Source organism: Pseudomonas sp. 2822-15, from assembly GCF_002742515.1.
Taxonomy (GTDB): domain Bacteria; phylum Pseudomonadota; class Gammaproteobacteria; order Pseudomonadales; family Pseudomonadaceae; genus Aquipseudomonas; species Aquipseudomonas salomonii.
On the sequence record NZ_LJRY01000209.1, the window covers coordinates 251,617 to 272,918 of the forward strand.

17 protein-coding genes are annotated in these 21,302 nt (G+C 60.0%); 10 read left to right on the forward strand and 7 right to left on the reverse strand.

The genetic code is table 11. The annotated features are described in order from the left end of the window. Positions 1–117: 117 nt before the first annotated feature. Positions 118–2,565: a UvrD-helicase domain-containing protein gene (locus AOA59_RS23310; RefSeq protein WP_099489212.1), complete on the reverse strand. Its 2,448-nt coding sequence runs from the start codon at positions 2,563–2,565 to the stop codon at positions 118–120. A 220-nt stretch (positions 2,566–2,785) separates the two neighbouring features. Between AOA59_RS23310 and AOA59_RS23315 the strand changes: the two genes are divergently transcribed. Further along, the gene (locus tag AOA59_RS23315) at positions 2,786–3,481 is read left to right on the forward strand and encodes a pirin family protein (protein WP_099489213.1); all 696 of its coding nucleotides are present in this window, start codon (positions 2,786–2,788) and stop codon (positions 3,479–3,481) included. A 117-nt stretch (positions 3,482–3,598) separates the two neighbouring features. On the opposite strand, the gene pgm is transcribed toward AOA59_RS23315, so the two are convergent. The 4 genes from pgm to AOA59_RS23335 form a co-directional block, all read right to left on the reverse strand. Next, positions 3,599–5,242 (reverse strand): phosphoglucomutase (alpha-D-glucose-1,6-bisphosphate-dependent), encoded by a 1,644-nt coding sequence (gene pgm / locus AOA59_RS23320; protein WP_099489214.1) that lies wholly within the window; start codon positions 5,240–5,242, stop codon positions 3,599–3,601. A 106-nt stretch (positions 5,243–5,348) separates the two neighbouring features. After that, positions 5,349–6,755 carry a GntR family transcriptional regulator gene (locus AOA59_RS23325; RefSeq protein WP_099489215.1) on the reverse strand — a complete coding sequence of 469 codons (1,407 nt, stop codon included), beginning with the start codon at positions 6,753–6,755 and terminating at the stop codon, positions 5,349–5,351. Further along, positions 6,752–8,182, reverse strand: a complete 1,431-nt coding sequence (locus AOA59_RS23330; protein WP_099489216.1) for a hypothetical protein — start codon at positions 8,180–8,182, stop codon at positions 6,752–6,754. The genes AOA59_RS23325 and AOA59_RS23330 overlap by 4 nt, the downstream gene beginning before the upstream one ends. Positions 8,183–8,901: 719 nt before the next feature. Beyond that, positions 8,902–9,924, reverse strand: coding sequence for a zinc-dependent alcohol dehydrogenase family protein (locus tag AOA59_RS23335; protein ID WP_065930108.1), 1,023 nt, complete (start codon positions 9,922–9,924; stop codon positions 8,902–8,904). Positions 9,925–10,171: 247 nt separating this feature from the next. On the opposite strand from AOA59_RS23335, the gene AOA59_RS23340 reads away from it, so the two are divergent. After that, a complete protein-coding gene (locus tag AOA59_RS23340; protein ID WP_099489217.1) occupies positions 10,172–11,086 on the forward strand; it encodes a LysR family transcriptional regulator in 915 nt (304 codons plus the stop codon). 165 nt (positions 11,087–11,251) lie between these two features. Here AOA59_RS23340 and AOA59_RS23345 read toward each other — a convergent pair whose 3' ends face one another. Further along, positions 11,252–12,181, reverse strand: a complete 930-nt coding sequence (locus AOA59_RS23345; protein WP_099489218.1) for a LysR family transcriptional regulator — start codon at positions 12,179–12,181, stop codon at positions 11,252–11,254. 165 nt (positions 12,182–12,346) lie between these two features. Between AOA59_RS23345 and AOA59_RS23350 the strand changes: the two genes are divergently transcribed. The 7 genes from AOA59_RS23350 to AOA59_RS23380 are packed head-to-tail and all read left to right on the forward strand — an operon-like array spanning position 12,347 to position 18,773. Next, on the forward strand, positions 12,347–13,687 hold the full coding sequence (locus tag AOA59_RS23350) for a cation:dicarboxylate symporter family transporter (protein ID WP_099489219.1): 1,341 nt from the start codon (positions 12,347–12,349) through the stop codon (positions 13,685–13,687). Positions 13,688–13,699: 12 nt separating this feature from the next. Then, the gene (locus AOA59_RS23355; RefSeq protein WP_099489220.1) at positions 13,700–14,260 is read left to right on the forward strand and encodes a carboxymuconolactone decarboxylase family protein; all 561 of its coding nucleotides are present in this window, start codon (positions 13,700–13,702) and stop codon (positions 14,258–14,260) included. A 10-nt stretch (positions 14,261–14,270) separates the two neighbouring features. Continuing rightward, entirely contained in the window at positions 14,271–15,089 is an 819-nt protein-coding gene (locus AOA59_RS23360) for an SDR family NAD(P)-dependent oxidoreductase (protein ID WP_099489430.1), read from the forward strand. A gap of 58 nt (positions 15,090–15,147) precedes the next feature. Continuing rightward, complete coding sequence (locus tag AOA59_RS23365; RefSeq protein ID WP_256593106.1) at positions 15,148–16,092, forward strand: amidohydrolase; 945 nt, start codon at positions 15,148–15,150, stop codon at positions 16,090–16,092. 25 nt (positions 16,093–16,117) lie between these two features. Beyond that, positions 16,118–17,053, forward strand: a complete 936-nt coding sequence (locus AOA59_RS23370; RefSeq protein WP_099489221.1) for an SMP-30/gluconolactonase/LRE family protein — start codon at positions 16,118–16,120, stop codon at positions 17,051–17,053. Positions 17,054–17,082: 29 nt separating this feature from the next. Next, a complete protein-coding gene (locus tag AOA59_RS23375) occupies positions 17,083–17,892 on the forward strand; it encodes a substrate-binding domain-containing protein (protein WP_178076282.1) in 810 nt (269 codons plus the stop codon). Beyond that, positions 17,892–18,773 (forward strand): alpha/beta fold hydrolase, encoded by an 882-nt coding sequence (locus AOA59_RS23380; RefSeq protein ID WP_099489222.1) that lies wholly within the window; start codon positions 17,892–17,894, stop codon positions 18,771–18,773. The genes AOA59_RS23375 and AOA59_RS23380 overlap by 1 nt, the downstream gene beginning before the upstream one ends. An 80-nt stretch (positions 18,774–18,853) precedes the next feature. On the opposite strand, the gene AOA59_RS23385 is transcribed toward AOA59_RS23380, so the two are convergent. Beyond that, positions 18,854–19,732 carry an alpha/beta fold hydrolase gene (locus AOA59_RS23385; protein WP_099489223.1) on the reverse strand — a complete coding sequence of 293 codons (879 nt, stop codon included), beginning with the start codon at positions 19,730–19,732 and terminating at the stop codon, positions 18,854–18,856. Between the two features lie 236 nt (positions 19,733–19,968). Between AOA59_RS23385 and AOA59_RS23390 the strand changes: the two genes are divergently transcribed. Beyond that, positions 19,969–21,264, forward strand: coding sequence for an MFS transporter (locus tag AOA59_RS23390; protein WP_099489224.1), 1,296 nt, complete (start codon positions 19,969–19,971; stop codon positions 21,262–21,264). Positions 21,265–21,302 lie beyond the last annotated feature (38 nt).

A 21,302-nucleotide genomic window follows, 5' to 3' on the forward strand; every position in this document is an offset into this window, starting at 1 on the left:
ACTATCTAATGTGGGAGCGGGCTTGCTCGCGAAGGCGTTTTGTCAGTTGATACATCTGTCACTGATACTCCGCTTCGCGAGCAAGCCCGCTCTCACAGTGGGAATTGTGTATAGCTGCTAGCTGCGCCGATCATCAAAAAACGCCTTTCGCCCATCAACCCGCTCCGAAGCCCTTGGCACGTTCACGCCCTGGCCTTCCGGCTTTTCCACATACCAATAGCAATGGCTCACCGCGCGGGTAATGCCGACATACGCCAGGCGCAGCACTTCGTCTTTCTGCGCGGTATCGTAGGGTTCGCTGTCGCCGTCCTTGCCGAGGCCCGCCATGCGGTAAACCTGGTTTTTGTAAGGCGAGCTGGTGACGTGCTGGCAATCCCCAAGCAGGAAAACGGCGTCCGCCTGCAGGCCCTTGGCACTGTGATAAGTCAGCTGTTTAAGCCGCCGGTCCTGTGGCGGCAAGCTGGAATCTACATTAACTACAGACTGAATATGCTCTTGAATCAATAACTTATCGCTACTTTTTCGATAAAGCATTAGCACTGTATTGCCGCGTTGATAGTGCTCCAGCAGCTGCCGCCCCAGTGCGGCGTCGTCCCGCTCCAGTACCACCACGGGCTGCAAAGCCTTGGGCTCGCCACTGGCTTTGGCCTTCTTGCCGGGGATAGCCGGGGCTGCGCGCACCACATGTTCGGCGGCGTCGATGATGTGCTGGTGGCTGCGATAGTTCTCGCTGAGCATCACACGGGTGGTGCTGGGCGACGGGAATTCCTGGTTGAACGCCATGAAGTACTGGGGCGAACTGCCGCGCCAGCCATAGATCGACTGCCAGTCATCGCCCACGCACAGCAAGGAGGAGCGTTGCGCGCCACGCCCAACATGCATCGCCGGGCCACGGCTGCGGATCTCGCGCAGGCTGGCGCGAATCCACGAGACGATCTGCGGCGATACGTCCTGAAACTCGTCGATCATCAGGTGCGACATCGGCCGCAGCAGCGGATCGCTGAGCAGCTTGAGGTTTTCCGGGGTGTTCTCACCGAACAGCGAGAACATGCGGTTATAAGTCATGATCGGCGGCGATTGATCGAGCAAGTGATCTTCCAGGGCCTTCCAGAAAATGCTCAAGGCTTCAAAGTAGCCGCGGTCCGGGTCGTCCTTGGCGAAGCTCATTTGGCCAACGGCCGTGGGCACATCCAGCCCGAGGTTCTCGATAAACCCGGCGGCCATCACGAAACTGTCCAGCAGCGGCGCCGAGGCCAGCTCGCCCTTGACCTTGTAATCAAACCCAGGCCCGGCGCTGGCGTCGCCCGCCAGGCTGCTTAAAAGGCGCCGTGATGACTCGTAGTTATCCAACCATATCAATGGCTTGCGACAGAAAGCTTGAAACAGGGTGCGCTTTACCGCCCATTCGGCCCGCACCGAAAGCTTTGAATTGGGCCGGTTGATCTGAGGGTTTTCCCGTGGATCAAACCCCAGCACCACCCAGGCATCCAGATCCGGGATGTAGCCGTGGCAGTGAAATTGCGCACCATTGATTTCGAAGGTCTGGCGACTCGGCTCTATGCCCTTGATCGGCCAGGCGCCGGCGCGAAACCACAGGTCCTCGATCACGTCGCAGAGTTCTTCATCGCGCTTGGCCGCCAGTTCGGTGACAGCGATGCGTTTCTGCACGTCGGGGTGGTCGCGCTCCAGCTCCTTGAGTTGCAGGCCATGGCGAGCCAGCGGTGCGATCAGCTCGCGAAAGCGTGCATGGCGGCCATGCAGCCGGTGATAACAGGTATTCATCTGTTGGCGTTGGGCGTCGCTGATACGCAGGTCGAAGGGGTTGCTGTCGGCATCCTCGAAACTGCTGCTGAGGTTCTCAAACGCTTGCAGCCGTTCGAAGCCTGGCAGGCTGCGCACCATCGGCAGGATGCGTGAATGAAAGGTACGCACCACGGCCTGAGCTTCTTTGAAGTCAAGGGGCTGGCCCCACAAACCGAGAATTTCCATGAGCTTGTTGATGAAGTCTTTGCGCGATTCGCGGGTGAAGGTCACCACGGTCATCGAACTCAGCTCAAAGCCCAGGTAGTGGGTCAGCAAAAGGATGCGCAGCACCAGCGAGGTGGACTTACCCGCGCCGGCACCGGCAATCACCGAGGTTGAAGGGGTGTCACTGAAGATCATCTTCCACTGCGCGGCACTGGGCTGGGCGTGGGCCGGCAGCAAACGTGCTACGTCAGCCTTCATGCGCTTTTTGACGTCGGCCGTGAGCGGCAGGCGCCAATCGTCGAACAGGCTGTCATCCACACCCGGCGCGCGGTGCTCGTCGGGGCGAAAGTCGCGGATCAGCAACACCTGGCGGCCTTCCTCGATGCCGTCGGCCTTGCCCTCGCGGTAGCCATATTCCACGCCGGCTTCGTGCCCGCTGCGAAAGCCGTCCGCCTGGCCGTGCAGCCAGGAAAACCGATGCTGGGCACGCAAACGCGTCAGGCCATGGCCAAACAAACGGGCGGCGAGCCGTTTGAGCAGGGGCATTTCTGCCAGGGGACGCAGTTCGGGGGGCAGATCAGGCGTTTGTTGCGGCACGCGGACTCCAGCGATGAGGTTGGTTCTGGCGAAGGTGCCATGGTCGCCGGAATCGGCGCACAGTTCCAGCCAATTGCTTTGTTGTCATGCAGTTAGGCGATGAAGTAAAAGTCAAAACGCCAGCAACCAATCGAATAAACTGATTGGAATTCGGCATTTTTTACGCTTTTTATCGATCATGCGCTGCTGGATGATAGTCACCATCCACAGGAGACCCATCATGCTCGAACTTCGACCTTTCACTTCCCTGGGCGGCGCCCATCATGGCTGGCTCGATGCCCATCATCACTTTTCCTTCGCCGAGTACCACGACCCCAAGCGCATGCACTGGGGCAACCTGCGGGTGTGGAACGACGACATCATTGCGCCCGGCACGGGCTTCCCGCAGCACCCGCATCGCGACATGGAAATCATCACCTATGTGCGTGAAGGTGCCATCAGCCATGCCGACAACCTCGGCAACAAAGGCCGCACCGAAGCGGGTGACGTACAGGTCATGAGTGCCGGCACCGGGATTGCCCACAGCGAATACAACCTGGAAGCCACGCCGGCCAAGATCTTCCAGATCTGGATCATCCCGAATGAGGCCGGGCTGCCGCCTTCCTGGGGTGCCAAGCCGTTTCCCAAGGGCAATCGTGAGGGCTTTGTGACCCTGGCCAGTGGCAAGGCCGGTGACACTGAGAGCATGCGCATTCGGGCAGATGCACGCCTGGTGGCGGCTAACCTGAAGGCCGGGGAAAGCGCCGAGTATCGGCTGGACAGCGGGCGCCGTGCGTATCTGGTGCCGGCGACGGGGGTGATTGAAGTCAATGGCCTGCGTGCGCAAGCGCGAGACGGGGTGGCGGTTGAAGATGAGCAGGTGTTGCGGGTAACAGCGGTTGAAGACAGTGAAATCGTCTTGGTAGATCTGGCTTAACAAAAAACAATGTGGGAGCGGGCTTGCTCGCGAATACGGTGGTTCAGTCAATATATCCAGCGACTGACACACCGTATTCGCGAGCAAGCCCGCTCCCACATGTTTGGATCTGCGGTGTTACCGAGAGATGGCGCCGTCTACCAGCACCTGCGCCTCTTGCACCAACTGCTTGAGGTGGTCTTCACCCACAAAGCTTTCGGCGTAGATCTTGTAGATGTCCTCGGTGCCCGATGGCCGTGCGGCGAACCAGCCGTTCTTGGTCATCACCTTCAAACCACCGATTGCCTGGTTGTTACCCGGCGCATGGCTGAGGATCTGCTCGATGCTTTCCCCGGCCAGTTGCGTGGAAGTGACCTGCTCAGGCGACAGCTTGCCCAGCAGTGCTTTCTGCGCCGGAGTCGCCTTGGCGTCCACACGAATCGCGAACGGCTCGCCCAGCGCATCCGTCAGGCCACGGTAGATCTGGCTGGGGTCCTGGCCTTTGCGCGAGGTCATTTCGGCAGCCAGCAGAGCGGGGATCAAGCCGTCTTTGTCGGTGCTCCAGACCGTGCCGTCCTTGCGCAGGAACGAGGCACCGGCGCTTTCTTCGCCGCCAAAGCCCAGCGAGCCTTCGAACAGGCCATCGGCAAACCACTTGAAGCCGACTGGCACCTCAAACAGGCGCCGGCCGATACGCGCCGCAACGCGATCGATCAAGCCGCTGCTGACCACGGTCTTGCCCACGGCTGCATCGGCGCGCCACGCTGGGCGGTTCTGGAACAGGTAATCAATCGATACGGCGAGGTAGTTGTTCGGTGCCAGCAGGCCACCGGATGGCGTCACGATGCCGTGGCGGTCGTGGTCCGGGTCGCAGGCGAAGGCGACGTCGAAACGCTCCTTGAGGCCGATCAAGCCTTGCATCGCATAGCTGGAGGACGGGTCCATGCGGATCTGACCGTCCCAGTCCACGCTCATGAAGCGGAACGTGGAGTCGACCTCGGTGTTCACCACGTCCAGGTTCAAACGGTAGTGCTCGGCAATTGCCGACCAGTAGCGCACCCCTGCTCCGCCCAACGGATCCACGCCCAGACGCAGGTCGGCGCTGCGGATGGCGTCCATGTCGATCACATTGACCAGGTCGGCCACGTAACTGTTGAGGTAGTCATGGCGATGGGTGGTATCGGCCTTGAGCGCCTGGGCGTGGGTAATGCGTTTAACCCCGGCCAGCTTGTTGGCCAGCAGCTCGTTGGCCTTGGCCTCGATCCACTTGGTAACGTGGGTATCGGCCGGGCCGCCATTGGGCGGATTGTACTTGTAGCCGCCGCTTTGTGGCGGGTTGTGCGACGGCGTAATCACGATACCGTCTGCCAGGCCGCTGGTACGGCCACGGTTGTAGCAGATGATGGCGTGGGAAATGGCCGGGGTCGGCGTGTATTCATCGCCTTCGGCCAGCATCACGTGTACGCCGTTGGCGGCCAGCACTTCCAGGGCGCTGGCGCCTGCGGGGGTCGACAGCGCGTGGGTGTCCAGGCCGACGAACAAGGGGCCGTTGATGCCCTGGGTTTCACGGTACAGGCAGATGGCCTGGCTGATGGCAAGCACGTGCCATTCGTTGAAACTCAGCTCGAACGAGCTGCCACGGTGCCCGGAAGTACCAAAGGCCACGCGCTGGGTGGAGATCGCTGCATCAGGCTGGCCGGTGTAATAGGCCGTGACCAGTCGCGGGATATCCACCAGCAATTGAGCTGGCGCCGGCTTGCCCGCAAAAGGACTGATTGTCATGCATAAACCTCGAAGAAGAAGGATTCGGAAAAAATGACAGTTTACTGAGAGTTGGACTACTGCGCGACGGTATTGATCCTACAAGCCACAGAGAAGTTTCATGCATTTAGCTGATCTGTGCATCACGCAGCGCCTCGCCCACCAATGCCAGGGCACTGTCCAGGTTGGGCAGCCCGTGGAAGGTGTTGCTTAACCGCAGATGCTGGTGGTGCAGGCCACACACGCTGAACAGCTCACCGGGCGCCATGACGACCTGACGCGCCAGCAGGTAGTGGAAAGCCTTGCGCATGTCCACCGCCCGGGTGACGCCCAACCAAAAGGTCGCCCCGCCCGCCGGCATTCGGTAAGTCACTTGATCACCCAGGTGCTGGCCCAGTAGTTTGCTCATTTCGCCTGCCTGCTCCAGCAGCAGCCCGCGCAAGTGGTGCAGGTGCTGGTCGATTTTGCCGCTCAGGTATAAGCGTGCAATCGCGCGCTGGCGAATGGCGGACAGTCGGAACGAGCGCAGCAGGAACTGTCGCTGCAATTCACCGCTCAAGTGCCGCGACAACGCGTAGCCAAACGGCGCCTCTGGGCCGAGTATTTTCTCGAAAGAGGCAAACACCACCAACCGCTCAGGGTTGACCAGGTCGCGCAGGGCAACCGGTGCCGGCTTGAATCCCAATTCGCCGCAGGTGTCGTTTTCCAATAGCCAGCAATCGTACCGATCGAGCAGTTGCGCCACCGCCTGGCGGTCTTGAGGCTGCAAGGCAAAGGCGGACGGCAGGCTGAGCGACGACGAGAGCACGAGCAGCTGCACCGACTCGTTACGCAGCATCCCTTCGAGCAAGGCCAGCTCCAGGCGGCCATCGTTGCCCCAGGGCAGCTCAAGGATACGCACCCCGGCATCCTGCAGCAGGCGCAGGATTGACCACTCGCAGGGCGATTCGACAACCACCGAGGCGCCGCGCAAGCCCAATACCTCGATAAGGATCTCGAGCACACCGCGCATGTCTGCGCCGATGTACACGTCATCAGCCTGCCAGCAGCGGGTCGGTGACGAAGTGTAGCGAGCCGCCAGCGCCGCCCTCAGCTCCCACACCCCGCAGGGTTGCGACCAGGGCTGCAGGTGCCCTGGATATTGACGCACCAGCTCGCGCTCGAGGCGCAGCAAGGTGCCGTCCAGTGAGGCCAGCAAGGCCGGTTCATCGCCGCTGAGCACGGTCATGCCCGGGCGCCGGGACGCCATATAGAGGCGTTCAAGCAAATCCCCGCTGGGACACGCCACTGGGCCACCGGCAAGCGGCCAAGCGTAGTACCCCGACTTGGCCACTGAATACACCCTGCCCTCCTTTTCCAGCAGCGAATACGCATACTGGATGGTGGAGATCGACACATTGAGTCGCTGGGATAACTGGCGCAGCGACGGCAGCTTTACGCGCGTATCCGTGCTGACCTCGTTAATCAGGTTGATCATGTAGCGATAAACCGCCTGATAAGCAAAGTCAGCCTGCCGTGCGCCCCGCAGCGTCATCGCCCAGACAGCTGAAAGGCCATGCCGTCACGGGCTTGAGACCTTTGCACGGGTGCATTGTGGGCACCGCGAAGGGCGAGGTTCATCGGCCGCTTGCGGTACAGATGCTGGAGCAAAGGCAGCGGCAACCCGCTGGCATCGGCGACCCATTGCTGCAGCATCTCGGCTGCCGGTTTGCCCTGCAAGACCTTGTGCAGTTCAGGCAATGCCACCAGCATGCCGGGGTGGCACTGACGCAAATAGCCTTCCAGCCGTTCGCCGTGATGAATGAAAGGCGAAAACAGCAGGCAGACCAGTTGGTTCTCGTCCAAGCCGAAAAATTGCTGGGCAAGGCTGCTCGCCAACGCCCGCTCCCCGCGATCGGCCACCTGGCTCACCAGCTCTTCGGGCACCCGCCGACGCCGCAGGTAATTGCGCGCCTGCTCGAGGAACTCCTCGACACCTTCCTCGTAATGCAGCTCGCGCAGGCATTCGGCTTGCAGGCCGCGCAGGTGCGCCATCAACGGTGGGTTGGCAAAGCTTGGGTGGCTGAAGTGAAAGCCCAGCAGATCTGGCGTATAAGCCATGAAATCGACGAGCAACGGTGCACTGGCGCGGTCGATGCCTTCAAGCAAGTCGGCAATACCGATATAGGCCAGGTGCCGATACCCTCCCGGGCTGACGTCAGCCTTGGGCAGATAGTGCTCGCCGTAGAGGTCACGGTAGAAATCGCCGCTCCACTCATCCATGCGCGTAAACAACCCGCCAAGCGACGTCGGTTTACCCTTGGCAGCCTTGACGGTTTTAGCCTGGGCGGCTTTTTTCAGCCAGGCCAGCAGTTGGCTCTGTTTGCGCGCGGAGTCGCCACTGACCAGTGCGTGCACGCCACCGTTCCAGGCGGTGACGCGCTGATAGAAATCCCCCAGTGCCAGGTAGGCATCGTTGCACAGCGTGGCGCGCACATCGCCGGAGGTCAGATGCCCCACCATCAACATGTTGCGCTGGTGAGCTTCACAGCCGCGGCTGGAGGCCGGGCGCTGATGGTTGAAGGGCAACACCTGTTCGTTTTCGACCATCAACAACTCGACCCGGTCGTCATCATGGAAAAACAGCCGGCTGTAACCGCGATGAATCGCCTCGAGGGTGTCTTGCGTCATACCCGCGTGGCGTAGCGTCGCCACCCGTAACTGGAAGGTCCTGGGCGCACGCGCGGCGATACTCAACTGTGCGGCACGCAGTAACGCCAGGGTGTAGCTGCTGACTTCACCACCGCCATGGGCCACCAGCACTTTGTAATCACCCACTTGTTCCATGCCGCCGGCGGCCACGACAATACGCTGAATCAACAATTGAAGTGCAGTGCGCTCCGCGCGCGTGAAATACCCAACCAAGCGTTGTTGAACTTGCTGGTAAACATAATTCATGGCCTGCTCGTGAATAGCGCTCATAGTTCTACTACCTGAGTTGAAATATCAGTTCAAAACAACTACCGAGCGTAGTTGCCCGATCTATTGCATGTGTAAGAACGTTGCCTGCGGTGCAGTGTGTGCGACAGATAAACACTAGCACCCGGTTACAAATCGATAAGTGCTGCTCAGGCGGCTCGTCTCCCAGCATCTTTGGGGCGAAAGCGCCGTACCACAGCATCCTGGCGATTGGCAGCAATGCTCCTAGGAATATTCAGACAGGCTCCTACAACGCTTTAACCTTGAATTCAAAGATCCATCTGACAAATAAAAATTGTCAAACTTAAATCTCCAGTCATGCATCGTTTGAAATCCGCCCTTGGAGGGCCGACCGCCTCGCGTCCTGGCAGAGGCTGTAGCACTCGTAGTTGCAGGAAGTGCCCGCTGATGAATCCGAAAATCATTCATAACTCAGTCCTTGAGTTGAAAGTGAAGTGCCAATTATCAGGGCTGAAATAATGATTAACAGATACAGAAGCTGACCAAAAAGCAGTTCAGATAATGACGGGGGCAAATGCGCAGGGCGCAGACACAACAACGCCGCGCTGAATTTCAGGGCGGCGGCGGGTAAAAGCGCATCGTTTGCGGGACCGGACGGCCGTTGCGCGTTTCAGACAACGCGCGGATTCAACCCTGTCATATGGCGCATTTGCCCCATGCGCCCAGGGTTTGCAAAACTCATTTACGAATCTTCCTACACCTCAAACAGCCTCAACCTGCAACGCAACACGCTCGCGGCACGGGCATTCATCCATGTAACGGTGCGCTTCTACAAACTGGTTGAAGGCAAATACGGTGGTTTTCAGTGGCACCAACACGCGGTCGGCCGTCAGTTGGTTGATGTCACGCAATGCGCGTTGCAAGGCAACATGGTCCTGAATGATGCCCAGTTCCGGCTTGCCGGTGAAGTTACCGATACAGTGCACAAAGAACTGGATGTTCTTCTGGAACGCTGCACAGGCCGGGAACGGCGTCTGGTTGCCGCCTTGCAAACCGTAGAGCACCAGGCTCCCACGGGGCGCCAGCACATCACCGAGCATCGACATCTGCGGGCCGCCCAAGCCATCGAACACCACATCCACGCCGCGGTTATCGGTGAACTTGTTGATTTGCATCAGCAGGTCCTGCTCTTCGGTGACGATGACCTTCTCGGCGCCCAGCGACAGCAGGTACTCACGCTCGGCGCTGTCCTTGGTGGCGGCGATTACCCGAACACCCAGCGCCTTGCCCAATTGTACAAACGAGGGGCCGGCACAGTGGCTGGCGTCGGTCACCAGGGCAAACTGGCCGGGTTTGACCCGCGCCAGATCCATATAAGCAAAGTAGGCGATCAACAGCGGCGTGTAATGCACGCTGGCTTCAATCGGGCTCAGCACATCCGGATAACGGGTCAATGCCGAGCGCGGCAATACGATTTGCTCGCCATATACCGGGTAATCATTGGGGCTTTCGGCCGGAAAACTGGCGACTTTATCGCCTACCGCCAAGTCATCCACGCCCTCACCGAGGGCCACCACCACACCGGCCATCTCATGGCCAAGGCCGGACGGCAAGCGTGCATGGGAGGACGCCAGGTTCTGGCGCCACAGAATGTCATACCAGCTGATGCCAATCGCTTCGACACGCACCTGCACTTCGCCCGGTGCGGGCTGTGCGGCTGCATGCTCTTCGCATTTGAGCACCTCGGCCGGACCAAACTTGTGAAAACGGATCGTGCGGGACATCGCAAACCTCGTCAAAGTAACCTCTAATGCCATGAACTCTATCTGGGCTTTCCGGGTAAGGCCACCGGTCGCCATTAATAGTCGACATGTCTGTCATTGATTCCGCAAGTGAGGCATTCACCTCAAGTATCGTAGGAAAACTCAATTATCCGGTGCAGAGTACCAGCCTTTCCCCGTAAGATTCATGCCGGTCATTGTTTACATGTGGCCGCTCACGTCAAGTTTGCTGACTCTTCCAGGACACAAGATGAACCGTAACGACCTGCGTCGTGTCGACCTTAACCTCTTGATCGTATTCGAAACCTTGATGCATGAGCGCAGTGTGACCCGCGCTGCCGAGAAATTGTTCCTTGGCCAGCCGGCCATCAGCGCGGCGTTGTCGCGCCTGCGCGGGCTGTTCGATGACCCGCTGTTCGTGCGCACCGGGCGCAGCATGGAGCCGACGGCGCGCGCCGTGGAAATCTTCGCCCTGCTCTCCCCGGCCCTGGACTCGATCTCCACCGCCGTGAGCCGCGCCGCCGAATTCGACCCGGCCACCAGCAACGCCGTGTTCCGTATCGGCCTGTCCGACGACGTCGAATTCGCCCTGCTGCCGCAACTGCTCAAACGCCTGCGCGCCGAGGCGCCAGGCATCGTGCTGGTGGTGCGCCGCGTCAACTACATCCTGATGCCTGGCCTGCTGGCCTCCGGGGAAATTTCCATCGGCGTGAGCTACACCGCCGACCTGCCCGCCAACGCCAAACGCAAGGTGCTGCGCCGCAGCCTGCCGAAACTGCTGCGCGCCGACAGCGTACCCGGCTCCTTGAGCCTGGACGACTTCTGCGCCCGCCCCCACGCCCTCGTGTCCTTCGCCGGCGACCTGAGCGGGTTTATCGACGAAGAGCTGGAAAAACTCGATCGCAAACGCCACGTGGTATTGGCTGTACCGCAGTTCAACGGACTGGGCACATTGCTGGCGGGCACCGACATCCTCGCCACCGTACCGGACTACGCCGCCGAGGCATTGACCGCAGCGGGCGGGTTGCGCGCCGAAGACCCACCGTTGCCGGTGCGCACGTTTGAGCTGCATATGGCGTGGCGCGGGTCGCAGGATAATGATCCGGGGGAGCGGTGGTTGAGGTCGAGGATTCAGATGTTTTTTGGGGACCCTGAGAGTCTTTAGGCGTCGTCTGGCAGGCTGTTCGGCTGATCATTTCTGCCCTTACACAAACCATGGAGCTCCATTCACTACCAGTGGATGGCTACATTGGGGGCAAATCTGAGTGCATGCTTTGGATGGTTTGAAAAGGATGCCCCCAGCCCGAGCCGCAAAAAGCCTCTCTCGAAATCACTCTCGCCCAAGCCAAAGAGTAGCCTCCATCCACGCCCCCGCCGTCACCAACTCTTCTAGCGTTTCCAACAGAATTTTTTCCCAGCTCAAGGCCAGCCGACTGCTCCTGCGATCCTTGAGCGTGGTCAACGAGACCGTGGAGCGAATGCCCGGTCGTTCAATCGCGTGCCCCACCAGGCCCCCCTTGGCTATATCCTCCTGGACTGCGGCATGCGCCAGGATCGAATAGCCCATGCCTTCGGCGACCATCCGCTTGGTCAGACTGACACTGTCCACGTCGAATATCACATTCAAATGAAATCCGCTCTGTGCCGCCACTTGTTCAATCAGCCGGCGGTTGCTGTGAGGCAGACCAGGAAGGATCAATGGAAAATCCGCCAGCCCCATGATGCGCACCGATTTCGGCGTCTCCCCAGGCGGTCCGACCAGCACCATGCGTTCACTGAAAATCGGCCGTACATCAAAGGCCTCGAGCAGTGGCTGGTTGTACACCACGGCGACCTGGATCCGACCGTCCAGTAACCACTCCTGCAGCGACGTGCTCAAGCCTTCCAATACATGCAATGAGGCCTTGGGCCAACGCTCGTGAAAACGCCGGATCAATTGCGGCCCGACGATGGTTCCGATCGCAGGGGGCAGCCCGACTGCCAGATGCCCACGTTCCTCCACCGCGCTGTTACGCACATGGTCGGCGGTTTCTTCCATGTAGCGCAGCATGACGTCCGCGCGCTCCAGCAGACGTGCCCCGGCGGCCGTCAGTTCTACTCCCCTGCCATGTCGAATGAACAGTGCGACTTGAAGCTGCTCTTCAAGCTTGGCGATCTGCCGACTCAACGCCGGTTGAGCGATAAAAAGCTCTTTGGCGGCGCGGCTGAAGCCGCCGCACTGAGCGACTTTTACAAAGGAGCGTAGTTCTCGAATGTCCATCGTGCCCACCATGCCGTAATGGCATAGCTTTGTATCAAAATAAGGTTTTTGTGCCTAGGGATAGTTTTTTCTATGCTCAACGCAGATAGCTGAAGGCCCGGCTCGCCCGTCAAGGGACGTGTTACCACAAGAATAATGATGCCCACTATTGGGTCAGGAAATGCCATGAATCAGTTAAAGAAGCTCCACGTGCAGGTGCTGATCGCACTTGTCGCTGCCGTCATTCTCGGTTTTGCCGCACCACAATGGGCGGTCGCCATGAAGCCCCTCGGACAAGCGTTCATTGCCCTGCTGAAAATGATGCTGGCGCCGATCGTCTTCGTGACCCTCGTGCATGGTCTTACCCACGTTCAGGACATGCGTAAGCTCGGCCGGCTCGGTATCAAATCGCTGGTCTACTTTGAAGTGGTCAGCACGGTCGCGATGCTCATTGGCTTTATCCTGGTAAACGTCGTTGAGCCGGGAGTGGGCCTGCATGCGACCAGCCTGAATGAGTCCAGTGAGGCGATCAAGGCAACCTCCGCCGCGGGCGGTGTGTCCATGATCAACTACCTGCTGGGCCTGATCCCTCACACACTGGTCGATGCATTCGCCAAGGGCGACATCATTCAGGTACTCATTATTTCGGTGCTGGCGGGTATAGCGATCAATCGCGTATGCGCCCCGGATTCTGTCGCTGTAAAAGCCCTTGGCGAAGCGCAGAGCATTCTGTTCAAAATGCTCAGCTTCATCATGAAACTCGCTCCTCTGGGTGCGTTTGGCGCCATGGCGGCGGCCATCGGCAGCTACGGTGGTGACACCCTTCTCTACTTGCTCAAGTTGATCGTTGTCTACTACGCCGCCTCGCTGATCTTCGTATTCGGCATTCTGGGGTCGATCAGTTGGTCCATCGGCTTGCCGTTCGGCAGCGTGCTGCGCCTGATTCGCGATGAAATCCTGCTGGTATTCGGCACCGCCTCCGGCGAAGTGGTATTCCCACGCCTGATCGAAAAGCTAAAGCGCAGCGGTTGCGATGAAGTGGTGGTCGGTTTTGTGCTTCCCGCAGGCTATAGCTTCAACCTCGACGGCACTGCGATCTACATGGCGATTGCCATCGGTTTCATCGCCCAGGCCACCGACACACCATTCTCGCTGATGCAGCAATTGGGTTTGCTGGCCATCCTGAGTATCACCTCAAAGGGCGGAACCACCGTGGCGGGCGGCGCCTTCATCAAACTGGCCGCGACCCTGCAATCAGTGCAAACCCTGCCGCTGAGTGGCCTCGGGCTTCTGTTCGGTATCGACCGCATCATGGCCACCGCCACCGCCCTGACCAATATCGTCGGCAACACCGTCGCGGTGTTCGCCATCGCCCGCTGGGAAGGCGCCTTCAACTCTGAAGACTTCGAGCGCGAAACCGGCCGTAAACCGAGCCGCAGCTTGCTGCGCCCGCCGGTGGAAGCCCAGTCGGCCGATTTGCCCATCGAGCCGGCCCACAAACCTCATATTCAGTCACCGCGTCCCTGAAAGGAAGGCTCCATGAATCGTCTGCCCCCTATCGACCCGAACAACCTCAACGATACCCAGCGCCCGGTTTACGAGCGCATCGCCAACGGCCCGCGCAAAGGCGTGCGAGGCCCTTTGGCGATCTGGCTACATCGGCCTGAACTGGCCGAGTGCGCCCAGGCGCTGGGCCGCTACTGCCGCTATGACACCTGTCTGGATCCGCGCTTGTCCGAGTTGGCCATCCTGATGATGGGGCGCCACTGGCTCGCCGAATACGAATGGGCCGCCCATAAGCCGTTCGCGCTGGAGGCGGGCTTGGCGCCGAAGATCATTGATGCCATTCGCGATGACCTGCCGCCTGCGTTCGAAAACGCCGATGAAGCGCTGGTTTACCGCTTTATTCGCGAACTGCATGCCCAGCGTGCAATCAGCGACGACCTGTACGCCGAATTCGTCGCGCTGTTGGGCACCGATGCGGCTGTCGACCTGGTCGGCATCGCGGGCTACTACAGCCTGATTTCCATGACCATCAAGGTATTCGAAGTGCCCCCGCCCGCCGGCGCCACTGCCGAACTGCCGACTACATTGAACTGAGGATATGCACATGACCGATACTCTTCCAAAAAGCGACCGTCTCAAAGGCAAGATCGCTATCGTCACCGGTGCCGGTTGTGTCGGCAGTGGCTGGGGCAACGGCCGTGCGGTCGCGGTGGTATTCGCCATGGCCGGCGCCAAAGTGTTCGCGGTCGATCGTGATCTCGCCGCCATGGAGGAAACGCTGCAGCGCATTCGCGATGCGGGCGGGGAAGTCACGCCTTATGCCTGCGACGTCACCAACACTCAGGCCGTTGCCGCAATGGTGGCCGCCTGCAAAGAGACCTATGGGACGGTTGATATTCTGGTGAACAACGTGGGTGGATCGGCAGCGGGCGGCGCCGTTGCCTTGGCTGAAGAAAAGTTTGATGCCCAGATTGCCCTGAACCTCGGCAGCGTCTTCCTGACCTGCAAGCACGTGCTGCCGCTGATGGAAGCCCAAGGGAGCGGTTCGATCATCAACACCGCTTCAACGTCCGGCATTCGCTGGACGGGCTCGGCCCAAGTGGCCTACGCGGCCAGCAAAGCCGGGATCATCCAGTTGTCGCGTGTGACCGCCGTGGAATACGCGCCCAAGGGCATCCGCGTGAATACCGTGGTGCCCGGGCAGTTGCACACGCCGATGGTCGAGGTCCGCCTGGCCGGACAACGTACCGGCGGTGATGTGAGCAAATTGCTCGACACCCGCTTGGCCCGCATTCCCCTCGGGTTCATGGGCGATGGCCGCGACACGGCTTACGCGGCGTTGTACCTGGCCAGCGATGAATCGCGCTTTGTCACCGGCACCGAAATTATCGTTGATGGCGGCATGACCGCGCGTTGCGACTAAGCCACTGCAAAGGCTGCACAGATTGCAGCCCTGCCCACCTAACCAATCAGAGTCGAACATGGACGATCTATCTTTCGTTCAGGCGGCACGCCGTCTGTTCATTAAACGCAGCCTGATCGCTGCAGCCGGTATCGGCCTGGTTGGCGGTGCATCTGAGCAAACTTTCGGAGCCAACATGCCGATTTTATCCAACCCTGGGGGCGCGTGGGATTGCCACACCCATATCTACGGCCCCTGGGCTCAGTTCCCTCTTCCAGCCGATGCAGCCTATACGCCTGAGCCGGCACCTTTTACCGAGCTGCTCGCACTGCATCGTCGGCTGGGCATCCGCCACGGCGTGCTGGTACAGGCCGCGCCGTATGGCACCGATCATTCTGCAATCCTGGAAGCGATTGCCAGCAGCCAAGGTGAGTACCGCGGTGTCGGCATCATTGATGAAACCACCACCGACGCGCAGTTGCAGGCGCTGCATGACGGGGGCCTACGCGGTATCCGTTTCAATTTGATGGGCCACCTGCCTGGCGCACGTGATCCTGAAAAACTGCGCGCTCTGGCTGAGCGCGTCGGCCCGTTTGGGTGGCATGTACTGGTGCATGGCGAATTACCTACGCTACTGCCTTTTCTACAAGCCTGGCGCGACCTGAAGACGCCGTTGGTCATCGATCATATGGCACGTCCGGACCTCACTCAGCCTGTTGATCCGTTGTTGATGAGCCAACTGCGCGCTGAGTTGGGCCATTCCAATCGCTGGCTCAAACTGTCGGGCGTCGACCGCGCCATGCAAGGTCAGCCAGGCCCGTGGCCGCAGGCGCTGGATCAGGTTCGTACGCTGCTTGAGTGCGCACCGGAGCGCGCCATCTGGGGGTCGGATTGGCCGCATCCGAACATCAAAGGGCCGGTGCCGGATGACGCCGAGCTTCTCGCCTTCATTCACCAGGTGTGCGACAGCCCTGCCCTGCAGCAGGCGGTCCTGATCGATAACCCGGCACGCCTTTACACCTGACGTCTGCCCCTTGCGGAGTGACAAGATGAACGAGATCACCTGGACTCCCAGCGTGCGCGTGCCCGACCCAAGGGTGCGTGAACTGGACCCACTATTTGCGCATTACCGTATTGCCCATGCCAAGGTCGAGCGTCTCGGCGGTGGTCTGCGCTGGGCAGAAGGCCCGGCCTGGTTTGCCGACGGACGCTTCCTGCTATTCACCGACTTGCCCAACGATCGCATCATGCGCTGGGACGAGGCCACCGGCGTGCTGGGCGTGTTTCGCCAGCCCGCCAACCAGGCCAATGGCATGACGCGCGACCGTCAAGGCCGCTTGCTGGTATGCGAACACGGCGGACGGCGGGTGACCCGCACCGAGTACGACGGCAGCATCACGGTGCTGGCCGATAGCTTCGCGGGAAAACCGCTGAATTCGCCGAATGACATTGTGGTGAGGTCTGACGACAGCATCTGGTTCACTGATCCGCCTTTTGGCCTGATCAGTGACTACATGGGCCGTCAAGGTACACCGGAACTGCCGGCCAACCTTTATCGCCTCGATGCGGATGGCACGCTGCACTGCGTCGCTGAAGACCTCGAAGGCCCCAACGGCCTCGCCTTCTCACCGGATGAAAAAACACTCTACCTGGTTGAGTCCCGGGCGCGTCCGCGACGGATCGTGTCCTACAGCGTCGATAGCCAAGGCTGCCTCAGCCAAAGGCGCGAGCTGATTGATGCCGGCAGCGGGTTGCCGGATGGGCTGCGCGTGGACGTGGACGGCAACCTCTGGTGCGGCTGGGGTGCACCGGAGCCAGGCATGGATGGCGTCCGCATTTTCGCCCCCGATGGCACCGTCATCGGGCATATCGACTTGCCGGAGCGCTGCGCCAATTTGTGCTTCGGCGGCCCACGCGGCAATCGCCTGCTGATGGCCTCAACCACTTCACTGTATGCGTTGTTCGTCAACACCCGTGGCGCTTGAAACGAGCGTCTAATAGAGAAGGTAGCACCATGAAAAAAACAAGATCTGCCCCGCTGTTAGTGACCACCGGCTTGGTCAGCTTGCTCGGATTCTCTCAGTTAGGCGAAGCGGCCGAGCTGAAGGTCATTGCCAGTGGCGCACTCCGGGGCGCCATGGAACACCTTCAACCGGCCTATGAAAAAGCCAGCGGCAACACCCTGAGTTTCAGTTGGGGGCCTTCGATGGGCACCTCACCTGAATCCATTCCAGAGCGCATCAGGCATAAAGAGTCGATGGACCTGGCGATCATGGCCGACGAAACCCTGGAACTGCTCTCGTCCACCGGCGCCTTCGACATGACGACCCGCCGCGAAATCGCGGATTCACGAATTGGTGTTGGCGTACCTCACGGCAAAGCGAAGCCGGATGTCTCAAGCGTCGCGGCGTTGAAAGCAGCCCTGCTGAACGCTGACAAAATCGCTTATTCCCAAGGCGCAAGCGGCGTATACATCCGCACCGAGCTGTTCCAGCGTTTGGGTATCAGCGATCAAGTGAAAAACAAGACCGTCGAAATCGCCGGCAAGGAACTGGTAGGCACGGCCCTGGCCAGGGGCGATGCGGACATCGGAATGCAGCAAATCAGCGAGTTGAAGGTTACGCCCGGAGTCGACTACCTGGGCCCACTGCCCGAAGCCGTGCAGAAAGTCAGCCGGTTCTGCGCCACCGTTGCACACCAAACCCCCAATGCGGTGCCTGCGCGTGAGTTCATAGCCTTTCTCAACAGCCCGGCGGCACGCCGTCTGCTTGAAGAAAGCGGCCTCGATCCAGCGAAAAACGCGAATACCCAGGAGCCCAAATAATGAAAATAGTCTCGCGTCTTCTACTCGGAGCCACCTTTGGCCTGGCTTCTGCCGTTGCGATGGCCGCTGGTGCTCCGCTGAAGCAAGAGCTGGTTCGCTACGACAATGTACAAATCGAGGTCAATGCCCAAGGTACCGGGCCGGTGATTGTGATGTTGCCCTCGCTGGGTCGCTCGGGTCGCGATTATGATCAGGTCGCCGATTATCTCCAGGCCGACGGATTCCGTGTGGTCAGGCCGGAGCCACGGGGCATAGGGCAAAGCAAAGGGCCGATGGAAAACCTGACCGTGCACGACTTTGCCCGTGACGTCGCGGCGGTGGTCGAGCATGAAAACAACGGCCCCATCGTGGTGGTCGGTCATGCCTGGGGCAATTTCGCGGCGCGCATGCTCGCTGCGGACCGCCCCGACCTAGTCCGTGGCGTCGTCATGGCCGCGGCGTCTGCTGGCAAGGTTCCGCCAGGCTCCACTGAAAAGCCCATCAACGCAGAGATGCGCCAGGCCATCGACGGCGCCGGCGATATGTCGCTTTCCGAAGAACAACGCCTTATCTATCTGCGCAAGGCATTCTTCGCCCCCGGCAACGACCCCAAGGTATGGCTGGGCGGCTGGCACCAGGCGACCCATGATGCCGAAGGGCATGCGCGCAACATCACCCCGGTGGACGACTACTTCGCCGCCGGCAGTGCGCCGATTCTCGACCTGCAAGGTGATGCGGACACCGTCGCACCCAAGCGTTTCTCAGGTGTGCTGAAAAGCATGCTCGGTGACCGGGTCCAAGTGGTGGTGCTGAAAAATGCCGGACACGCGATGGCCCCGGAACAACCCAAGGCAATGGCGGATGCAATCGCCACATTTGCCAAGGCGCAGTACGCGAAGTAAGAGAGATAGAACATGATGGGTGATGCTCCGAATCGAACGATTCGGAGCATTTTTTTGTCAGGCTATACGCCGTCAGTTGATCACTTGGCCGCGTACACGCGCTGTGCAAACTCGGCGATGGCATCTGCCATTGCACGCGGCTGCTCCGGCGCCATGGCATGCCCGGCATTGGCAATGGTCTTGTGTTCGACCCGGTCGCCGAGCATCGATTTAAGAATATTCGGGATCACCACTGCGTCATGCTGTCCTTGCAGGTCAAGAATCGGTACGGTTTTGCCGGCTGACCAATAAAGCTCCACCGGCGTGCTATCCCGTGCATGATCCTGCGCCTGGTGGGTCTTGTCATACCATCCGCTCAGCCACGCACGCGGGTCATTTCCTGGCGCGAAAAACGCCTCTTTGAGATAGTCGATACGCTTGGCTTCAGGCAGCGAATAATTACCCGCACCTTTGATCGCCTCGACCATGCGGCCATAGGGTTTTTCGGATGAACCAGCGGGCAACTTTCCAATCGATGCAGCCGCCAGCACGATACCGTTGACCAGATCTGGGCGATCCACCGCGAGCACGCGCGCGGGCTGGCTGCCCCACGCATGCCCGACCACGACCGAAGGCCCGGTCTTGGCCTTGTCCATTACCAGCGCGACGTCGGCGGCGAAGTCATGCAGCGTCGGTGTATCCATGGGTCCCTTACTGCCCTTGACCCCGCGTGGGTCTGGACGGATCACGCGATAGCCGTCAGCGGCCAGGTAGCGTGCGACCTCGTCATAATCATTTGCGCCGCGCCCCTTGGAGGGCAGGATTACGATCACATGGCCCTTGCCCTGGTCCAGCGCTTCGATATGGACGTTGCCCTTCTCGGCCACCAGTGTACGTACCGAATCATCGGCATTTCCCGGCAGGCTATAGGCAACGAGGCCAGCGACGATTAAGGATTGCATGACGCGAGTGTAGTGCATTGGATGAGCCTTTTTATTATGGGTGTGAACACTCAGATTTATGCACCGGGAAGAAAATAACCAATACCGATATCTCATGGTGTTCGATGCCTGTCGGGCATGGCCCTACCCTGCATGGTTGCCCTCCAAGTCCCATGCCCTGCCGTTATGGACACCTATGGTTTAAAGGTCTTGGCGCGAACCAGAACGCCGGCCATATGCTTCCAGGCTCATGAATACAACAATAATGGAGCCCCATGAATACACTCACCGCCGCTCAAGTCACACCCCAGGAGGCGCTGGAGTCCAGCGCTTGTCGCAAAGCCGCGATACGCTTGATCCCGTTGCTGGCCATCGCGTATTTCTTCAACTACCTGGACCGAACCAATGTCGGCTTCGCATCGTTGACGATGAACGACGATTTGGGGCTCACCGCGTCCCAGTTCGGTTTTGCGGCCGGCATCTTTTACGTTGGTTATTGCCTGTTCGAGGTGCCCAGCAACCTCGCGCTTTACCGCTTCGGCGCGCGGCGGTGGCTGGCCAGAATCATGATTACCTGGGGGCTGTTTTCGGCTTCCACTGCGTTGGCGCAAGGGCCTGTCAGTTATTCGGCCATCCGCCTGCTGGCCGGCATTGCCGAAGCCGGCTTTTTTCCCGGGGTAATCTTCTTCCTGTCGTTGTGGTTTCCCATCCAGTATCGAACGCGGGTAATGGCCTGGTTTCTGTTCGCTATTCCTGTGTCTTCGGTCCTGGGCGGACCTCTCTCGGCTGCCATGCTGGCAATGGATGGCGTCTGGGGTTTCCACGGCTGGCAGTGGCTGCTGGTGCTGCAAGGTCTGCCTGCCTGCGTGCTGGGTGTGATGTGCCTGAACATGCTGGCTGACCGGCCCGCCGACGCAAAATGGCTGACCGTGGACGAGCGTCACGCGTTGCAATCGGCCCTCGATGCCGAGCACGAATCGAAGGGCTCCCACAGCTTTCGCGAGTCAATCAACGACGTGCGCGTATGGCTGCTGGCGGCCATTCTGTTCAGCTACATCATTGGCATCCTCGGCATCGGCGTCTGGCTGCCGCAAATCCTAAAGACCCATTCACTGACCACCACTCAAATCGGCTGGGTGTCGGCGATTCCCTATCTGATCGCCAGTGTCGCCATGCTGCTGTGGGCCAAAGTGCTCGCACGCAAGCGGCGTTATGTCCTGCACCTTGCGATTACGTGCGCCACCGGGGCGGCCGGTTTTATCTTCTCGGTGGTCTATAGCGACCTGATTCCGGCGCTGATTGGCCTGACGGTCGCGTTGATTGGCTTAAGCTCGGTGCGCACCTGCTTCTACAGCATTCCGGCGACATTCCTGAGCAAGCAGGCGGCGGCGGGTGGCATTGCGTTCATTAACGCGGTGGGCAGCCTTGGCGGCCTGGTGGGACCCTATGCAGTGGGCTGGCTCAAGGACGTCACACACTCATTCAATGCCGGGCTCATTGCGATGGCGGCCATGCTGTGTGTCGCCACGGCGTTGACATTGATTTTGCGCTACGTGGTAAAGGAAGCCTGATAAACCAAGGCCCCGGCAGGCTGATTAAACCGCCGGGG

Excerpts from the sequence above, each read along its gene's own strand:
- AOA59_RS23375 (WP_178076282.1), top strand. The coding sequence starts at position 17,083 with ATGAAAAAAACAAGATCTGCCCCGCTGTTAGTGACCACCGGCTTGGTC.
- AOA59_RS23315 (WP_099489213.1), top strand. The coding sequence starts at position 2,786 with ATGCTCGAACTTCGACCTTTCACTTCCCTGGGCGGCGCCCATCATGGC.
- AOA59_RS23360 (WP_099489430.1), top strand. The coding sequence starts at position 14,271 with ATGACCGATACTCTTCCAAAAAGCGACCGTCTCAAAGGCAAGATCGCT.
- AOA59_RS23385 (WP_099489223.1), bottom strand. The coding sequence starts at position 19,732 with ATGCACTACACTCGCGTCATGCAATCCTTAATCGTCGCTGGCCTCGTT.
- pgm (WP_099489214.1), bottom strand. The coding sequence starts at position 5,242 with ATGACAATCAGTCCTTTTGCGGGCAAGCCGGCGCCAGCTCAATTGCTG.
- AOA59_RS23390 (WP_099489224.1), top strand. The coding sequence starts at position 19,969 with ATGAATACACTCACCGCCGCTCAAGTCACACCCCAGGAGGCGCTGGAG.
- AOA59_RS23340 (WP_099489217.1), top strand. The coding sequence starts at position 10,172 with ATGAACCGTAACGACCTGCGTCGTGTCGACCTTAACCTCTTGATCGTA.
- AOA59_RS23380 (WP_099489222.1), top strand. The coding sequence starts at position 17,892 with ATGAAAATAGTCTCGCGTCTTCTACTCGGAGCCACCTTTGGCCTGGCT.
- AOA59_RS23325 (WP_099489215.1), bottom strand. The coding sequence starts at position 6,755 with ATGACGCTGCGGGGCGCACGGCAGGCTGACTTTGCTTATCAGGCGGTT.
- AOA59_RS23330 (WP_099489216.1), bottom strand. The coding sequence starts at position 8,182 with ATGAGCGCTATTCACGAGCAGGCCATGAATTATGTTTACCAGCAAGTT.
- AOA59_RS23345 (WP_099489218.1), bottom strand. The coding sequence starts at position 12,181 with ATGGACATTCGAGAACTACGCTCCTTTGTAAAAGTCGCTCAGTGCGGC.
- AOA59_RS23335 (WP_065930108.1), bottom strand. The coding sequence starts at position 9,924 with ATGTCCCGCACGATCCGTTTTCACAAGTTTGGTCCGGCCGAGGTGCTC.
- AOA59_RS23365 (WP_256593106.1), top strand. The coding sequence starts at position 15,148 with ATGGACGATCTATCTTTCGTTCAGGCGGCACGCCGTCTGTTCATTAAA.
- AOA59_RS23370 (WP_099489221.1), top strand. The coding sequence starts at position 16,118 with ATGAACGAGATCACCTGGACTCCCAGCGTGCGCGTGCCCGACCCAAGG.
- AOA59_RS23355 (WP_099489220.1), top strand. The coding sequence starts at position 13,700 with ATGAATCGTCTGCCCCCTATCGACCCGAACAACCTCAACGATACCCAG.
- AOA59_RS23350 (WP_099489219.1), top strand. The coding sequence starts at position 12,347 with ATGAATCAGTTAAAGAAGCTCCACGTGCAGGTGCTGATCGCACTTGTC.